The organism is Caulobacter sp. GW821-FHT10A06 (genome assembly GCF_059415805.1).
Genome location: NZ_JBWKNY010000010.1, coordinates 15,631 through 29,283, shown reverse-complemented (window position 1 = coordinate 29,283; position 13,653 = coordinate 15,631). Strand labels below are relative to the sequence as shown.

At 65.9% G+C, this 13,653-nt stretch carries 9 protein-coding genes; 6 read left to right on the top strand and 3 right to left on the bottom strand.

The window, feature by feature from the left end; translation table 11 throughout:
* The first annotated feature begins 61 nt into the window (after positions 1 to 61).
* The gene (locus AC07NF_RS25885; RefSeq protein WP_492811902.1) at positions 62 to 1,573 is read left to right on the top strand and encodes an ATPase domain-containing protein; all 1,512 of its coding nucleotides are present in this window, start codon (positions 62 to 64) and stop codon (positions 1,571 to 1,573) included.
* On the top strand, positions 1,551 to 3,605 hold the full coding sequence (locus AC07NF_RS25880; protein ID WP_494633895.1) for an ATP-binding protein: 2,055 nt from the start codon (positions 1,551 to 1,553) through the stop codon (positions 3,603 to 3,605). The genes AC07NF_RS25885 and AC07NF_RS25880 overlap by 23 nt, the downstream gene beginning before the upstream one ends.
* Before the next feature lie 201 nt (positions 3,606 to 3,806).
* Here AC07NF_RS25880 and AC07NF_RS25875 read toward each other — a convergent pair whose 3' ends face one another.
* Both AC07NF_RS25875 and AC07NF_RS25870 read right to left on the bottom strand, forming a co-directional pair.
* Positions 3,807 to 4,730 (bottom strand): LysR family transcriptional regulator, encoded by a 924-nt coding sequence (locus AC07NF_RS25875; RefSeq protein ID WP_492811898.1) that lies wholly within the window; start codon positions 4,728 to 4,730, stop codon positions 3,807 to 3,809.
* A gap of 69 nt (positions 4,731 to 4,799) precedes the next feature.
* On the bottom strand, positions 4,800 to 5,009 hold the full coding sequence (locus tag AC07NF_RS25870; protein ID WP_492811896.1) for a hypothetical protein: 210 nt from the start codon (positions 5,007 to 5,009) through the stop codon (positions 4,800 to 4,802).
* 204 nt (positions 5,010 to 5,213) lie between these two features.
* Here AC07NF_RS25870 and AC07NF_RS25865 point away from each other — a divergent pair, with 204 nt between their 5' ends.
* Together AC07NF_RS25865 and AC07NF_RS25860 are read left to right on the top strand one after the other, a co-directional pair.
* Positions 5,214 to 6,233: a zinc-dependent alcohol dehydrogenase family protein gene (locus tag AC07NF_RS25865; protein WP_492811894.1), complete on the top strand. Its 1,020-nt coding sequence runs from the start codon at positions 5,214 to 5,216 to the stop codon at positions 6,231 to 6,233.
* Positions 6,233 to 6,547 carry an antibiotic biosynthesis monooxygenase family protein gene (locus AC07NF_RS25860; RefSeq protein ID WP_492811893.1) on the top strand — a complete coding sequence of 105 codons (315 nt, stop codon included), beginning with the start codon at positions 6,233 to 6,235 and terminating at the stop codon, positions 6,545 to 6,547. Before AC07NF_RS25865 ends, AC07NF_RS25860 begins: the two co-directional genes overlap by 1 nt.
* 283 nt (positions 6,548 to 6,830) lie before the next feature.
* Here AC07NF_RS25860 and AC07NF_RS25855 read toward each other — a convergent pair whose 3' ends face one another.
* Positions 6,831 to 7,475 carry a TetR/AcrR family transcriptional regulator gene (locus AC07NF_RS25855; protein WP_492811891.1) on the bottom strand — a complete coding sequence of 215 codons (645 nt, stop codon included), beginning with the start codon at positions 7,473 to 7,475 and terminating at the stop codon, positions 6,831 to 6,833.
* Between the two features lie 432 nt (positions 7,476 to 7,907).
* On the opposite strand from AC07NF_RS25855, the gene pelA reads away from it, so the two are divergent.
* A complete protein-coding gene (pelA, locus tag AC07NF_RS25850; protein ID WP_492811889.1) occupies positions 7,908 to 10,172 on the top strand; it encodes a pectate lyase in 2,265 nt (754 codons plus the stop codon).
* 83 nt (positions 10,173 to 10,255) lie between these two features.
* Positions 10,256 to 13,651 (top strand): TonB-dependent receptor, encoded by a 3,396-nt coding sequence (locus AC07NF_RS25845; RefSeq protein ID WP_492811887.1) that lies wholly within the window; start codon positions 10,256 to 10,258, stop codon positions 13,649 to 13,651.
* The last annotated feature ends 2 nt before the right edge of the window (positions 13,652 to 13,653 follow it).

The window sequence follows — 13,653 nt, the reverse complement described above, 5'->3', positions numbered from 1 at the left end:
CTTCGGCGTTGAACCGATGTGCGTCGCCTCGGGGGTCCGGCGCGTCATCCGCGGAGCGACTATGTCTGAAGTAAGGGCCGAGAGCCAAAGCGCGCGCGTCAGCACGGGCGTGCCTGGCCTTGACGACATCCTAGGCGGAGGGCTGACGCGCGACCGCATCTATCTAGTCGAGGGCACGCCCGGCTCGGGCAAGACTACCCTGGCGCTGCAGTTCCTACTGAAGGGGCGGGAGCTTGGAGAAAGCGGGCTCTACATCACCTTGTCAGAGACCGAGCCTGAGCTGAAGGCCGCCGCCGCCAGCCACGGCTGGTCGCTGGACGGCATCGACCTGTTCGAACTGGTCAGCGAAGAGGGCCTGGACCCCGACAGCGAGCAGTCGGTGCTGCACCCCTCCGACGTGGAGCTGGGCGAGACCACGCGTGGGGTGATGAAGCAGGTCGAGGAGACCAAGCCGCTGCGCGTGGTGTTCGACAGCCTGTCGGAGATGCGGCTGCTGGCCCAGAACCCGCTACGCCATCGCCGCCAGATCCTGGCGCTGAAGCACTTCTTCGCGACTCGCAAATGCACGGTCCTGCTGCTGGACGACCAGACCGCCGAGGACGGTGACCTGCAGCTGCACAGCATCGCTCATGGCGTGATCAGCCTGCGCCGCATGACCCAGGAATACGGCGCGCAGCGTCGCCAGATCGAAGTGGTCAAGATGCGGGGCATCAAGTTCCGTGGCGGCTTCCACGACTTCTCGCTCGACACCGGCGGCATCCAGGTCTTCGAACGTCTGGTGGCGGCCGACCATCGGAGGACCTTCGCCCAGGAGATGGTGTCCACGGGCTCGCCGGGTATCGACGCCCTGATTGGCGGCGGGCTTTCCCGGGGCACCAACACCTTGATCAGCGGGCCGTCGGGCGTGGGCAAGACCACCACGTCGATCCGCTGCGCCCTAACCGCGCTCGAGCGGGGCGAGACGGTCGCCTACTATCTGTTCGACGAGGGCCTGACGACCCTGCTGACGCGCTCCAAGGCGATGGGCATGGACCTCAAGCCCTACATCGACAGCGGCCACATGGTCGTGCGGGCTGTCGATCCAGCCGAGTTGTCGCCGGGCGAGTTTGCCTTCCACGTCCGTGACGCCGTGGAGCGCCTAGGCGCTCGGACCATCGTCATCGACAGCCTCAACGCCTACCTGCAGGCCATGCCCGGACAGAAGTTCCTGCTGCTGCAGATGCACGAGCTTTTGACCTATCTCAACCAGCAGGGCGTGGTGACCCTGCTGATCCTGGGTCAGCACGGCTTTATCGGCGAAGTCCGCAGTGACATCGATCTCAGCTATCTTAGCGACGGCATCCTGCTGTTTCGCTTCTTCGAAGCCGCCGGTTCGGTGCTGACGGCGATCTCGGCGGTCAAGAGCCGCACAGCCGCCCACGAGAAGACCATTCGCGAGATCCGCCTGACCGAACACGGTATCGAGGTCGGCCAGGCGCTGACCGACTTCCAAGGCGTGATGTCTGGCCTGCCGTCCTATCAGGGCAAGATCGACATGCTCGGCGAGGAGAATGCTCGGCCGGTTGATGCCTAAGCCGATCCTCATCCTGGCGCCGCGCGGGCGCGACGCGGCTGTCATCGCCGAGACCCTCGGTCATGTCGGTCACGCCTCGCAGATTTGTAGCGACCTGACCATGTTGACCCAAACGCTGGGCGACGAGGCCGGCGCGGCGATCCTGACCGAAGAGGCGTTGGCCCAAGGGGCTACGGACGCGTTGACAGACTGGCTTGCCGATCAGCCCAGCTGGTCGGACTTTCCGTTCATCGTGCTGGTCACCAAGCAGCCGGGAAAGCGCGGCCAGGCCGACGCAGAGCGTCTGCGCGGCATCGGCAACATCGTGCTGCTGGAGCGGCCGATCAACGCCGAGACCCTGATCAGTGCCGCGCACTCGGCGATCCGCGCACGCCATCGCCAGTACATTGCTCGCGATCACTTGCACGCTCAGGCCAAGGCCGAGGAGCAGCTGCGCTTCGCTCTTGAGGCCGGCAAGCTGGGCGAGTGGGATCTCGACGTCGACAGCGGCGCCCTGACCACCTCGGCGGCGACCCGCGCGCACTTTGGCCATGGTCCCGATCAGCCCCTGACAATGGCCAGCATCGAGGCGGCGGTCCACCCTGATGATGAGGCCCTGCGGGCAACAGCGGTTGATGCGTCCATCACCCGCGGCGAGGACTACGACGTCGAGTACCGGATCTTCTGGCCGGACGGCTCGCTGCACTGGGTGCAGGTGCGCGGCCGCCTCAACCGACTTCGAACCGGTGAGCCGCGCCGGATATCGGGGGTCAGCCTCGATATTACCGGACGCAAGACCGCCGAGGCGGAGCTACGGCTGCTCAACGAGACGCTTGAGGAGCGCATCGCCGACGGTGTTCGCGACCTCCAGCGCGCCAACGAGCGCCTGCTGGCCGAGATCAGCGAGCGTGAGCAGGCCCAGGCCGCCCTGGTTCAGGCCCAGAAGATGGACGCCATCGGCCAGCTGACCGGCGGCATTGCCCATGACTTCAACAATCTGCTGACCGCCATCGTCGGCAATATCGACATGATCGAGCGGCGTAGCGACGATGAGCGCGTCAAGCGCATGGCCGCCAACGCCCGAGAAGGCGTGGAGCGCGCCACCAAACTCACCGCGCAGCTCCTGGCCTTCTCGCGCAGTCAGCAACTGGACCTGCAGCCGGTCGAAGTCGACACGCTGATCACCGGCATGGACGATCTGCTGACCCGGACCCTGGGGCATACGGTCGAGGTTCGCATGGCGCTAGCCGCCGGCGCGGCGCGGGCCAAGGCCGACGCCAACCAGCTGGAGCTGGCGGTGTTGAACCTGGCCATCAACGCCCGTGACGCCATGGGCGACGGCGGCGTGGTGACCATATCCAGTCGGATCTCAGATGAGTGGCATGAGGGCCTGCAGCCCGGCGATCACGTCGTTATCGCGGTCAGCGATACTGGCCACGGCATTCCCGAGGCGCTGCTGCAGAAGGTTTTCGACCCCTTCTTCACGACCAAGAGCGTGGGCAAGGGGACGGGGCTTGGCCTCAGCCAGGTTTATGGCATCGCCACTCAGTCGAGCGGCACGGTGCGGATCGATAGCACCGTCGGCGTCGGCACGACGATCGAGATCTGGCTGCCGGTCACCGAAGCCGGCGATCGCATCCGGCCCAGCGACATTCCGCCGAACGAGACCCCGCTCAGCGAAGGCGAGCGCGTTCTGGTGATCGACGACGATCCCAGCGTCCGCCGGTTCTTGGTCCAGTGCCTGCGATCATTGGGCTACCGAGTCACCGAAGCGTCGGGCGGGCAGGAGGGGCTGGCGCGCCTTATCGAGGATCGACCCGATCTGATGGTCGTCGACTTCGCCATGCCGGGCATGGACGGCGCTCAGGTCGCCAGGCAGGCGCGGCAGGTCATTCCCGCCCTCGGCATGTTGCTGATCACCGGCTACGCCGACGCGGGCGCCATCCGCGAGCTGGTCAATTCGGAGGCGGTGCTGCGCAAGCCCTTCAAGGTCAGCGACTTGGCGGTTGCTGTTCGCAAGGCGTTGAGTGAGCGCGCTGCCGTCGTCGGGTAGCGCAACCTCGCAAGCTTGCGTGGATCTCCGCCCGATGCGGTTGACTGCTAAAGTTGGGGGCCTGGGGCTCATATTGGCCAACGTGAGCCAATGTCCGCTTTCGCTACGAACTTGTCGAGGCGGTCGAGTGTATTGTGCTTTGAGATCAAGGTCATTGCGCGCATCCAGGCGCTCAGCGACGGCCATCGCCGTTCGTAAATGTCATCGGGGCTGAAGAATGTTTTCTAGGTCCTGGTCCCAATAGGGCTCAGGACCAAAGCGCTCGGTCAGCCAGTCGATCAGAACCCGCACCTTCGGCGCCAACTCGCGCGAGCTGGGATAGAGCGCCCAAAGGGTCTGGGTCGAAACCAGCGGATACTCCGTGAGCACCGGCACGAGGCGGCCCGAACGCAGCTCGTCTGGGGCGCACCAGGTCGCCATCAGGGCGATCCCGAGCCCCGCGCTGGCGGCGTCGCGCACGGCCACACCGTCATTGATCCGCAGGCAAGGGCTAATCCGCCGCTCGATCGCCTGTCCGTCCTTGCTCCTGAATGTCCACAGATCGAGCGTGCCGACCACCAGGCAGGCATGATCGACAAGATCGTCGGGGGTCTTGGGGCGACCGTGTCGTTCCAGATAGTCGGGCGAGGCCACCAGTACGCGCCGGTCTGGAGCGAGCCGGCGCGCGACGAAGGACGAGTCCCCAAGTTCGGCGTACCGGACCGCCACGTCGAAGGCGCCTTCGACGAGGTCGACGACGCTGTCGGACATGCGCAGGTCGATGGCCAGGTCGGGATATCGGCCGCAAAAATCGGGCAGCGCCGGCACGATATGCAACCGTGCGAAGGACGCCGGCGCTGCAACCCGCAACGTGCCGCGAGGCGCGGCATGCTGGCGTCCAAGCGAAGCTTGAGCGACTTCGGCCGCAAACACCATGTGCTCGGCGTGCGGCAGGAAGGCGAGACCATCCTCGGTCAAGGTCACTTGCCGGGTCGTTCGATGGAGAAGGCGGGCCCCAAGCTGCCGCTCCAGCGCCGCCAGCCGGGCGCTGGCGCTTGCCGGCGTCACGCCGATATCGCGGGCGGCCGCACTGATGCTCCGGAGCCGGGCGATGCGGACGAACAGGTTCAGATCATCGACGTCCATGCGCCACTTTCAATGTTTTCTTGAAGATGCTTCTGGATTTGACCAACTACCGTCGATCGCCCCGAGAAGTCAGATAGCGACGAACACGGCCCCGGTACAGCCGGCCGTAAAGTCAAAGGCACAGGCGATGATTATCCAGAAGACAAAAGCGGCCGATCCTCCGGTCGTCGGCCAGGCGTCCACGCGCAGGCCTTGGGAGCGGCGTTCGGTTCGGTCGTGGCTGTCGCAATCGGGCATGGGGCTGATCGCGACCGTCTCGGTGCTCAGCGCCTGCGCCACGCCCCCCGCCGGGCCCGCCCTAGCGGCGCGCGGGGAATGCCGCGCAGAAACCGTTCGCGAACTTCGCCAGGCCGGTCCGCAGGGCAAGTCTCCGCCGATGTTCGTCGATCGGCAGGTTCAGACCTGCGAGCCGGGCGCCGCCGGCTTTGCGAGCCCTGGCCAGAAGCACTGAGCCGCAAGTCCGTTCAAAGAGAAGGAAACACGATGATCAAGACCATGAAGGCCGCCGTGCTCACCCGCTTTGGCGGGCCGGATGCGTTCGAGCTGCGGGACGCGCCCGTGCCAGCTGTCGGGCCCCAGCAGGTTCGGGTGCGCGTCCATGCCACCGCCGTGAACCCGCTCGACTACCAGATCCGCCGCGGTGACTACAAAGATTACGTGCAACTGCCCGCGATCACCGGCCATGATGTCTCGGGCGTTGTTGAAGAGGTCGGATCCGAGGTCGCCAAGTTCGCGCCCGGCGATGAAGTCTACTACACGCCGAAGATCTTCGGCGCCGCCGGTTCCTACGCCGAGCAGCATGTCGTCGATGTGGACCTGGTCGCCCGCAAGCCGCGTAACCTCAGCCATCTCGAGGCCGCCAGCCTGACACTTGCGGGCGGAACGGTCTGGGAGGCGTTTGTTGAACGCGCAAAGCTGAGCGTGGGAGAGGTGATCCTCATTCACGGCGGCGCAGGGGGCGTGGGCACGCTCGCGATCCAGGTCGCCAAGGCGATTGGCGCGCGGGTCATCACGACCGCGCTCGCCAAAGACCATGATTTCGTGCGGTCTCTGGGTGCTGATGAGGCGATCGACTTCACCACGAACGACTATGTCGAGGAAGTCACCCGGATGACGGACGGCCGCGGCGTCAATGTTGTGTTCGACACCATCGGGGGCGACACCCTCGCCAGGAGTCCTCTGGCCCTCGCTCCGTTCGGCCGCGTGGTCAGTCTCGTCGACATCGCTCAACCACAGAACCTCATTGAGGCCTGGGGAAAGAACGCCTCTTACCACTTCGTGTTCACCCGCCAGAACCAGGGCAAGCTGGATGCGCTCACGGCGCTGGTCGAGCGCGGTCTCGTAAAGCCGGTCATCGGGGCGACACTGCCGCTCGCCCGGATCGGTGAGGCCCACGATCTTCTCGAGAACGGCTCTGCCAGGGGCTTGCGGGGCAAGGTCGTGATCGACGTCGTGGGCGAGACCCTGGCTTTGCCGGATGGCCAGCGCTCTGGAGAACTCTAATGGTGACGGAGTTTGCTTTGTTTGGCGTCGAACGGGGCTGCGGCCCCAAGTTCGAGGCGGCCTTCGCCAGCGTCGTTTCCTTACTGGCCGATGCAGACGGCTATTTGCGGCATCGTCTCGTGCGAACGCTCGACGAGGCGGATCTCTACCTTCTCCAGGTTGAATGGCGTGATCTGGCCGCCCATACGCAGGGCTTCGAGCCCAGTGACGCGCACGCGCAGTTCATGGCCGCCCTGGAGCTCTGGCTGGTCGGAAACCCTACTGTCGTGCACGTCCAGACTGGCATGATCATCGGGGGCGTCGATGGCGCCTAGATCGCAGATCTGGGGGGGGCGCAAAGCGAGGCGCTCGCCGACGCGATAGACGCCCCCAAGACCACGATTTCGATCGAGATTCCTGGCGGATTATTGCTCCATCCCGACGGTTGATGCTGCGAAGGCGAGGCTGACCTGCGCGAGGGAGGGACGGGCGACGAGCCGTCGGAATGACCAGGTCCAGCAAATACGCCAATGGCAGCAATTGGCGCAGTGCAGATTTGCGCGGTGACCGTTCGATCCCTCGGGCTTGGAGCAATGTCGGCTAGAGGCGGATTGGGCGCTATTGTCTCTCCGAGCCACCAAACAGCGGCGCCTCTCCTCGGGTGAGCAAATTTCCGGTCAGATACTGCTTGTACCACTCCAGAAGCGCCATGGCGTCCTCGGCTGCGGCGCGGTCGCTGGTGAAGAGCATTTCGATGGCCAAGCCGCGCATGGCGGCGCGGTGTAGGCGGACCATGCGCTCGATCGCGTCCTGGTCGCGGACCCCCAGGGCGTTGGCCATCTGCCAGACGCCTTCGCGCTGACTGGTCTCGAACGCGCCGGCAATGGCTGGGAAGCGCTCCCCCAAGGCCGGATCGCTGCGCGAGGCGATGATGATCTCGATCAGGGCGATGGCCGGCGGTTCACGCATCACCTCCCAGGTGGCCTCGGTGATGGCCAGATAGCGATCGATGCCCTCGGGCACGGCGGCCAGTCGGCGGCGCACGTAGCGATCCTGGTGGGCGGCGGCGGACTCGGCCACCGCGATGATCAGATCGACCTTGGTCGGAAAGTGGTGGAGCATGGCGCCCCGGCTGACGCTGGCCTCCTCCATGACCAACTGGGTCGTCGTGGCGGCGTAGCCGACCCGATGCAGGCAGGCGATGGCCGCATCGACCAGCCGCTGGCGCATGGCCGCGCTGCGTTCGGCGTGCGGACCCCGCACCTTGCCGTTTCGACCGAGGGTTGAATCTGAATTTGCCGTCATCTTGAACGGCAAATGAGGGCAATTCCCAATCTCTGTCCAGTTGGATTGGTAAAAGGGCGCGATTGGCGGTCACTGTTGACGGCAAACCGTGTTCGTGTTTGTCTTTCTCAAACGGTTGTTCGGCTCCTCTTCTGGGAGGCTCTGACACCGGTGTCGCCCTGATCTGGCGGCAAAAAGCGCCGGATGCGCGTCTCTTGGGTCCGGCGAAGACGAAAAGGGGAGGCGGGCATGAGGAACACGACCAGGACGGCGCGCGCGCCAGCGATCCTGCTTCTGGCGTCAGCTTCGACTGTATTTGGCCGGTCCGGGGTGTCCGTCGCTGCCTTTTCGAATTTCCTCCTCCGACTGGGGACCGGTCGCCTTCCGGCCGGTCCCTACTCTTTGAGGGGCTTGGCGCTGGCCCTGTGCCTGGGCGTCTCGCCGGTCTGCGCCCAGGCTGTCGCAGTCAAGGGCAACACCGACGAGAGCAAGGTGGGGGCCTATGTCCTGCCCGATCCGCTGAGGCTGGAAAGCGGCGCCTTGGTGGGGGACGCAGCCACCTGGGCCAAGGCGCGACGCTTTGAGGTGCTGGAGCTGTTCCGCGCCAACCAGTTCGGCCGCACGCCAAAGACCTACGTCCCCATGAAGACCGACGCCTGGGAGACCGGCGTCACGAGCTTCGGCGGCCTGGCCAAGCGCACGCAGGCGCGGTTGACCTTCGCGGGTCATGCCGATCCGACCATCCGCGTGGTGCTCTACACGCCGGCCGCCGCCAACGGGCCGGTTCCGGTGCTGCTGCATATCGGCTTCTCGCCCAACGTCCTGGTGTTCGACGATCCGGGGATCGAGGAGGGTTTCGGCTGGAACGTGCGCGAGAAGAAACGCGTGCTCGGCCGCCAGGCGACCTTGCTGGCGGGCTTCGACCCCAAGCCGTTCCTGGAGCGCGGCCTGGCCGTCGCCCATGTCTACTACGGCGACGTCGAGCCGGACTTCGACGGCGGCGCGGCTTTTGGCGTGCGGACGTTGTTCCGTCCGCAGGTCGGTCCCGAAGCCTGGGGCGCGATCGGCGCGTGGGGCTGGGGTCTGTCGCGCGTTGTTGATTATCTCTCGAGCGACCCGGCCATCGACGCGCGCAGGATCGCGCTGTCGGGGGCTTCGCGTCTGGGCAAGACCACCCTGTGGGCAGCGGCGCAGGAGCCTCGCATCGCGCTCGTCATGCCGGTGATCTCGGGCGAGGGCGGAGCGGCGCTCAGTCGGCGCGACTATGGAGAGACCATCGCCGCCATTACCGATCCGAGCCGCTACGGCTACTGGTTCGCGCCGCGCTATCGCACCTATGCCCACCGGGTGAAGGACCTGCCGGTCGACAGTCACATGTTGCTGTCGCTGATCGCGCCGCGGCCGATGTTGCTGGTGACGGGCGACACCGACACCTGGTCGGACCCGCGCGGCGAATATCTGGCCGCCAAGGCCGCCAGCCCCGTTTACGCCCTCTATGGCAAGGCCGGCGTCGGCGACGTCCAGCCGGCCGCCGAGGCTGCGCCGAGCGGAGACCTGGCCTTCTACATGCACAAGGGCGGCCACACCCTGCTGCCGGGGGACCTTCAAGTCATGGCTGACTTCATGGCCCGCCAGTTCGCCGAGGCTCCGCCGCCAGCCGGCGATCCGGTCGCCGCCGCCAACGCTGCGCGCAAGGCCAATCGCAATATGCCGACGGCCTGGTGGGCGGCGGCGAAGGCCAAGCCCGAAGCCTGGTACGCCGGTCCTGAAGCGCGGGTCATGGCCGACAACATCCTGTCCTGGCAGGATCCGATCAGCGGCGGCTGGCCGCTGATGAACACGGTCAGCGAGCCCAACATCGGTGATCCCGCCGCCGTTGGCCCCTGGGGGACCCGCGCGGCGCTGATCAAGGCCACCGTCAACGAGATGCGTTTCCTGGCCCGCCTGCAGAAGGCGCAGCCTGATCCGAACTATGTCCAGGCGATCGATCGCGGCCTCGGCTTTATCCTGGAGGCCCAGTATCCGACCGGCGGCTGGCCCCATTCCTGGCCGGTTTTCGTCAACGCCTACGACCACCAGGCGACCTTCAATGACGATGAGGTGGTCGATCTGATGACCTTGCTGCGCGAGGTGGCGACGGCGCCGGACTTCAAGGTGCTGTCGACGCCACGTCGCGGCGCCGCGCAAGCCGCCTTCGACCGCGCGCTGGGCTTCATCCTCAAGACCCAGATCGGTTCGACCGCCTGGGCCCAACAATATGACGAGATCAGCCTGGTCCCGCGCCCGGCGCGCGCCTTCGAGCCCGTGGCGATCAGCGGTAGCGAGAGCGCCGGCGTGCTAATGCTGCTGATGAGTCTCGACAAGCCCAGCCCCGCCGTGAAGGCGGCGATCAGGACCGGGGCAAGCTGGTACCGCAGGTCCCAGATCAACGGGATCCGGGTCGAGTACGGCAACGGCGACCGTCTCGTGCGAGAGGACCAGACCGCTCCGCCGCTGTGGGCCCGCTTCTATGAGATCGGGACCAACCGCCCGATCTTCGCCGGCCGCGACGGGGTCATCCGCTACGAGCTGGCGCAGGTCGAGAAGGAGCGCCGTGGCGGGTACGGCTGGTACGGCGACTGGGGCGCGGCGGTGCTGGCCCGCTACGCCGAGTGGGCCCGCACCCACGGCGACTGACCGTCAAGACACGCCAACACCACGACGACCGGTCCGACCAAGGACCGGCGAGGAAACGACACACGAAAGGGAAGGGGAGTTCCATGCTCGACCAACTGATGACACGCGCCTCGTGCGCGGCCCTGATCGCGGCCGGCGGCCTGACGATCGCCATGCCGGCTCTGGCGCAGACCACGCCGCCGGCGGCCGACCAAGCCGAGACGGTCACCGAGGTGGTGGTCACCGGCTATCGCGCCTCGGTGGCCAGCGCGCTGGAAACCAAACGCCGCGCCAACGACATGCAGGACACGATCAAGGCCGAGGACATCGGCAAGTTCCCCGACGCCAACCTGGCGGAGTCCCTGCAGCGCCTGCCGGGCGTCTCGATCGACCGCGACAACGGCGAAGGCCGCCGTATCTCGATCCGCGGCCTGGGTCCGGACTTCTCGCGCGTTCGCCTGAACGGGCTGGAGGCGCTGTCGACCTCCGGCGGCAATGATAGCGGCAGCACGCCCAATCGCTCGCGCGGCTTCGACTTCAACGCCTTCGCCTCCGAACTCTTCAGTTCGCTGACCGTGCGCAAGACCGCCTCGGCCGAGGTCGACGAGGGGTCGCTAGGCGCGACCGTCGATCTCTCCACGGGACGGCCGCTGGACTACAAGGGGCGCAAGCTGAGCCTGTCGGTGCAGGACGGCTACTACGAGAACGGCAAGCACCATAACCCGCGCCTGGCTGGCCTGATCGCCGACCAATGGGACACCGGTATCGGCCGCGTCGGGCTTTCAGTTTCGGGCGTCTACAACAAGGCGCGGCGCTCGAGCGACGGCTACAGCCGCGGGCCGGCTTCCTACGACTATGCCTATTCGCGGCCCTTCGCGACGCCGACCCTGACCGCGGGTTCGCCGGCCGCCGGCATTCCCGAGCGCGAAGGCTTCGCCGCGCCGTCGACCGCCGTCTGCGATGGCGGCACGGCCATCGCGCCCAATCTCAATGGCGTCATTCCGGGCGTCAACATCACGCGCCTGGACGCCTGTAACGCCCAGCGGGGCTCCGATCCGGCCGCCTATGCCCTGATCTATCCGAACGGCGGGGCGATCCGCCAACTGGTCAACGGCGTTGCGACCCAGACAACGGCCGGCTCGACGGTCATCGTTCCGACGCTGCCGACCCTGAACCACCAGGAGATCGAGACCGAACGGACGGGCTTCACCGCCTCGGCGCAGTGGAAGCCGACCAATCGCACGCTGATCAGCGTCGACGGGGTCTATTCGCGCCTGAAGCAGTCGTCGAACTACTACCAGATCTCGACGATCGGCCTGAACCGGTTCGGCAATACGGTGACGGGCTACAACACCGCCACGACCGGTTCGGCGGCGCTCTATTCGTCGTGTTCGACGACCGGCCTGGTGCGGCCCATCGCCTGCGAGGGGACCAGTGGCAATGGCGCGGTGCTGCCGGGCTTCGCCAACAGCACCAATCCGTACAACCTCAACGCCTACGACTATTACAACAACCCGCAATCCAAGGGGTACGTCGCCACGACCAATGGGCTGGCGCTGTTCGACGCCCTGATCGGCAAGCCGACGACGCGGATCATGGACGCCCACGTCGACACCTCGAACCCCAAGACGCCCGTCGCCGACTACATGAAGCTGGGCAATATCGACTACCGGTCGGCCAACGACGCCAACCAGTACACCACCACCTTCAAGCAACTGTCGGTGGCCCTGGACCAGGACCTGACCGACGACCTGAAGCTCAGCGTGGTGGGCGGCTATTCGGAGTCGAGCAACAGCAGCCTGGGCCTGCTCTCCGACCTCAGCCGCCTGGATAGCGGCCAGGGCGCGCCGGGCAACGACTATTTCGTCTATGACGCTCGGGGCGATGGGCCCATGCCGATCCTGAACTTCGGGTTCGACGCGGCCAATCCGAGCAACTGGGATACGATCAAGGGGCTGTCGGTCCTGCGGGTTCAGGCGCGCGAGACCAAGAACACCTTCAAGAACCTGCGCGCCGACTTCAACTGGCGCGCCTTTGGCGAGGACCACATCAAGTGGGGCGCCGCGTTCCGCGAGTTCGGCTTTGACACCTCCGAGCTGCGCCGGGCCTCCAACGAAGCGGTCTCGCCGACGTTGCTGGAAGCTGGCAGCACCGTGGCGGCCACCGGGCGGGTCATCGAATGGGGGCAGGGGCTGAAGGTTCCGGCCGGCACGACCACCCGTTTCTGGGCGCCGGACAACAAGAAGATGGCCGCTGTGTTCGGCTTCGACTGCGACTGCGTCAACAAGTACGGCGATTTCCGCCTGTCGTACGGCGGCAGCCCGGGGCTCAACTATCAGATCACCGAGAAGGACACGGGTGGCTACGTCCAGTACGACTACAGCCGCTCGCTGCTGGGCATCGACGTGCGCGGCAATGTCGGCGTGCGCTACGCCAACACCAAGGTGACGGCCAACGGCCTGACACCCACGCTGGCCAGCATCACCAACACCAATGAATACAACGACTGGCTGCCGTCGCTGAACGCGGTGTTCGAACTGACGCCGACCATGCTGGTCCGCTTCGGCGCGGCCAAGGTGATGTCGCGTCCGTCGCTGGCTCAACTGGCGCCGGGCATCACCACGTTCACCGTGCCCACGACCGCGGGGGCGATCACCGGCGGGGCCGTGACCAGCGGCAACACCAAGCTTTCGCCGTTCCGGGCCAACAATCTGGACCTGAGCTACGAGTGGTACTTTGCTCGTGGGGCTTTGATCTCGGTGGCGGTGTTCAACAAGGACGTGAAGTCCTTCCCGCAAACCGTTCTCGCTCAGGGCAAACTGGGCGACTATCTCGATCCTGGCGTCGTGGCTCAGTTGCGCGCCAGTATCACGGCCTCGACGGCGGCCGGCGACGCCCAGCGCGCCTATATCGATGGCAACAACGACTTTGCCTTCAGCCTGCCGCTGGACGCGCCTGGCGGCTACATCCGCGGCGTCGAAATCAACTACCAGCAGAACTTCACCTTCCTGCCGGGCTTCCTGAAGAACTTCGGCGCGCAGGTGAACTACACCCACATCGAAAGCGAGCTGAAGTACATCATCGACACAGGCTCGGCGACGGCGCCGGTCCGTCCCCAGCAGATCGGCAAGGCGCCGTTCCTGGGGGCCTCGCCGGACTCGGTCAACGCCACGCTCTACTATGAGACTCCCAAATGGACGGCCCGGGTCTCGGCCGCCTATCGTTCGAAGTACTATTCGACCTATCCGCTACAGAGCGGCAGCTGCCAGCCGGGCATGTGCCTGACGCCGCTGATCAACGACTTTGCCGGCAGCCAGTCCACCACCAACATCGACGGCTCGTTCAGCTACGAGCTGTTCAAGGGCGCGTCGCTGGTGGTCGAAGCCTTGAACCTGACCAACCAGACCTCCAACCGCTTCGCCTTCGACGGCAATCCGGTCGTGACGCAGTACGCCTCGACCGGGCGCCAGTTCAACGTCGGCGTCCGGATGACCTTCTGATG

Coding starts and splice junctions, on each gene's coding strand:
- AC07NF_RS25885 (WP_492811902.1), top strand. CDS start 62: ATGTCTGAAGTAAGGGCCGAGAGCCAAAGCGCGCGCGTCAGCACGGGC.
- AC07NF_RS25880 (WP_494633895.1), top strand. CDS start 1,551: ATGCTCGGCCGGTTGATGCCTAAGCCGATCCTCATCCTGGCGCCGCGC.
- AC07NF_RS25875 (WP_492811898.1), bottom strand. CDS start 4,730: ATGGACGTCGATGATCTGAACCTGTTCGTCCGCATCGCCCGGCTCCGG.
- AC07NF_RS25865 (WP_492811894.1), top strand. CDS start 5,214: ATGATCAAGACCATGAAGGCCGCCGTGCTCACCCGCTTTGGCGGGCCG.
- AC07NF_RS25860 (WP_492811893.1), top strand. CDS start 6,233: ATGGTGACGGAGTTTGCTTTGTTTGGCGTCGAACGGGGCTGCGGCCCC.
- AC07NF_RS25845 (WP_492811887.1), top strand. CDS start 10,256: ATGCTCGACCAACTGATGACACGCGCCTCGTGCGCGGCCCTGATCGCG.